The sequence below is a fragment of the Vibrio genomosp. F10 str. 9ZD137 genome, assembly GCF_049974785.1.
GTDB lineage: Bacteria > Pseudomonadota > Gammaproteobacteria > Enterobacterales > Vibrionaceae > Vibrio.
In genome coordinates, this window is the sequence record NZ_JBNGCJ010000713.1 from 1 (window position 1) to 3,580 (window position 3,580).

The window sequence follows — 3,580 nt, forward strand, 5'->3', positions numbered from 1 at the left end:
GCTGCAACATTGCCTGCCGCTGCGCTGCCAAGGGTGGCGAGCATTATTTTTTTGTACATCATTTTTCCTGTCTGAATAAATTAGTTATAAAAGATTAATAGTTATAATTTTTGGTATTGATATTTATGTTGTGTGTTACATATCTGCAACATCCTTATTATTCCGTTACAAATCTTTGGTGCAACATTTTTGTCTGTTAATTTGAGCCAGAGTTTGTTTCGTGCACTTAGACTAAAAATGAATTGATTTGTGCTGACATTTCTATTAGTAAGAGGGTTTTATTAGGCTAAAGGCGGGAAGCGCAGTGCATTGGGTGACTACTTATGTGCTTTCTGATGGTTTTTTATTCAGCGGTTATGTCCTGATTATGAGGATTCACTAGCATGTTGTGGTGAAAAGTCGCTTGATGCTTTATTGGCGTGAGCTCACGATTAAGCGCTAAAGGTTTAAGATTAATAACATTTAGTTTGAAAAAGGTGACGTTTAAACTAGAGATAACGACTTGTATTGCCTAGGCTAGGTATATCGGGGCATCAAAACAGAGACTTATAATGGAACAAAAGCTCTATTACTTACTGCACAAAATGTACATGAGGGTATTAAAGGTTGCCGCTAAGTTTCTTCCTATCTCAAAGCCCACTTTGTTTTTTGGCAAAGATTCACTGTCGCAGCTTTGTCACAGTGTTTCCATTATGGGCGTTAACCGAGTGCTGGTGGTTTCAGACGAAGGTATTGAAAAGCTAGGGTTTATCAAAAGGCTGGTCTTTGAGTTTGAAAGAGTAGGGGTTCATTGTGAGGTGTTTAATGGCGTGATCCCTGACCCAACTTATGATCAAGTTGAAGCCGGGCTTGCGTTATACCACAAGCACAAATGCCATGGTGTTGTCGCGATTGGTGGTGGATCTTCTATTGATTGTGCAAAGGTCATCGCGGCCTGCGTTACCAATAAAAAACCGATTGAAAAACTGGTTGGGATTCTTCGAGTGTGGAAAGCGCCAGCGCCACTTTTTGTATTGACGACTACCGCAGGTACAGGTTCGGAGGTGACGGTTGCCGCTGTCGTGTCTGATCCAAAAACGCATTTGAAAACGCCTTTAATGGATCCTAAATTGGTGCCTATTGCCGCTGCATTAGATCCCAGCCTTATGATGGCGTTACCCGCACACATTACCGCACAAACGGGCATGGATGCGCTGACACACGCTGTTGAGGCTTATATTTCTGGTAATGCAACCGCTGAAACCGACCGCTATGCGATTGCTGCGATTAAACTTATTGATGAGAATTTAGTCAAAGCGGTGAAGTTTGGTCAGAATTCAACGGCACGTCAAAGAATGGCGCTGGCATCCTATTACGGGGGGCTAGCATTTACCAAAGCCAGTTTAGGTTATACCCATGCCATCGCACACTCTATTGGTGCGAAATACGGTACACCCCATGGGTTAGCCAATGCCATCATACTGCCTTATGTTTTAGAGCACTCAAAGTTTGAAGCGAAAGGTCGATTGGCAAACCTAGCCGATACTCTTGATATTGTTGATCGCCGTGCAAGTGATACGGTTAAAGCGCAAGCATTCATCGACTACATTAAAGCATTGTGTCTAAAGCTGGATCTACCCGGCCATTTTGACGTCATTATTGATGAACACGTTTCAGAGCTTGCACAGCAGTCATTACGTGAAGCTCACTGGAACTATCCTGTTCCTAGGTACATGCAGCAAGAAGAGTGTGAACAACTTATAGCCAGTATGGCGCATATAAAATGACGGTTAAGTAGACACTCAAGCCTAACCGTTTTATACCTAATACCTTTCTAACCACTTTGCCTTGTTACTTTGTCAGGGCAGGGCCTTTCTTATTTATTTATCATCAAATACAAGCCTGTTTTTTAATTTATTAGAAATACTTCAAAATATTGAATATTTATATATATTTAGATAATCGTTTTTATTTCATATATATCAGAATCTTATGCTACTTTTTTTGATCTTCTTTAATACTCGTATTTGTTCATATATCCATCTCTGTGACTTGTGATTTATTTATTCATTATTTTGAAGATTATACTTGGCTCTTAATTTCTTCTACTAGGAAAGCCACGATGAAAATATTTTTATGTTGCTCCGCAGGAATGTCCACCAGCATTCTCGTGACCAAAATGAAAAACTCAGCCCATGAAAAGGGGGTTTCTTGTGAGATCAATGCGTATTCAATCTCAGAGTTTGAAGAACGGCTACTAGAAAATGATGTGTGCCTGGTTGCGCCCCAAGTAAAGTTTAGATTTGAGCACTTTAAGCAACGTGCCAATGAGGAAGGAAAAGCGTGCGACCTTATAGATATGCTGAATTACGGAATGATGAAAGGGGATGTCATCCTTGATCAGGCCATCGGTCTCTACAAATCACTTTGATAAAGGAAGTTGCTATGAGTGTTATGAACCAGATTACCCATACCATAGAACGTGTGATCACCCCTGTTGCTTATAAAGTTTCAACTCAGCCTCATGTTAATGCCGTGAAGGATGGCTTTGTTGCGACTATGCCTTTTTTAATCGTTGGCTCACTATTGCTTGTTCTCGCGTTTCCTCCGGGAAACAGCAACGCGTTTTTAGCGGGTTGGCAATCCGTTGTTGATGCGATTGGGCAAGGGAATATTCTTTCAGCTTTTCAAGTCAGTATGGGTATTTTTGCCCTATATGCGGCGTTTTCGATAGGGTTTAATTTAGCTGAGCATTACAAACTAAGAGCGCTGAACTCGGGTTTGTTGTCGATGTTTACGTTTCTATTGGCTGTTGCCCCTGTTCAATTCATCGCCGATCACGGTGGGATTATGCCCATCGTTCATTTAGGAGGTTCAGGTGCATTTACCGCGATAATCTGTGGTCTTTTTGTTCCAGAGTTTCAACGCTTTCTTTTAAAATACAATATTCGCTTGAAACTGCCAGAAGCGGTACCGCCAAAGATTTCTGCGTCCTTTGATTTACTGATTCCCATCGTATTGCTGACGGTGATTGTTGTGTCGCTTAATGTCACGCTGGGTTACAACGAATTGAACATTCCAACTGCTGTAATGGAGTTGTTTAAGCCAATTGTCGCAGCGTCTGATTCTTTCTTTGCTTGTTTGCTTGCCGTCATCTTGATCCAACTATTATGGTTTGCGGGTATACATGGCTCACAAGTCGTTGTGGTCGGAATTCTTTATCCAATACTGATCGTCAACCTTGGATTGAATCAAGATGCATTAGCGGCGGGCCAGGAACTGCCTAAGATCTTCGTCAACCCAGTGCTTGATTTCTTTATCTTTGTTGGGGGAGCGGGCGGCACATGGGGCCTTGTCGTGCTGATGATGCGCTCAAAAGCGACGCACCTTAAAACCATAGGTCGTATGTCTATTATTCCTGGGACATTTAACATTAACGAACCGGTTATCTTTGGTACACCGATCGTTATGAATGTGAACTATTTTATTCCTTGGATGTTATCGCCAATAGTGAACACCTGCATTGTGTGGATGGCGTTCAAAACGGAATTGATTTCAAAAGTGGTGGCTCTGCCACCTTGGACAATGCCCGCCCCAATTG

General features: G+C 42.0%; 3 protein-coding genes. All 3 read left to right on the forward strand.

The genetic code is table 11. The annotated features are described in order from the left end of the window. Positions 1–551: 551 nt before the first annotated feature. Positions 552–1,766 (forward strand): iron-containing alcohol dehydrogenase, encoded by a 1,215-nt coding sequence (locus ACP45E_RS17030; protein WP_069585296.1) that lies wholly within the window; start codon positions 552–554, stop codon positions 1,764–1,766. Positions 1,767–2,101: 335 nt separating this feature from the next. Then, entirely contained in the window at positions 2,102–2,410 is a 309-nt protein-coding gene (locus tag ACP45E_RS17035) for a PTS sugar transporter subunit IIB (protein ID WP_017037838.1), read from the forward strand. Positions 2,411–2,424: 14 nt separating this feature from the next. After that, positions 2,425–3,580: PTS sugar transporter subunit IIC (locus tag ACP45E_RS17040; RefSeq protein ID WP_069585298.1), on the forward strand; the 1,156-nt coding region annotated here is incomplete at its 3' end.

Excerpts from the sequence above, each read along its gene's own strand:
- ACP45E_RS17030 (WP_069585296.1), top strand. The coding sequence starts at position 552 with ATGGAACAAAAGCTCTATTACTTACTGCACAAAATGTACATGAGGGTA.
- ACP45E_RS17035 (WP_017037838.1), top strand. The coding sequence starts at position 2,102 with ATGAAAATATTTTTATGTTGCTCCGCAGGAATGTCCACCAGCATTCTC.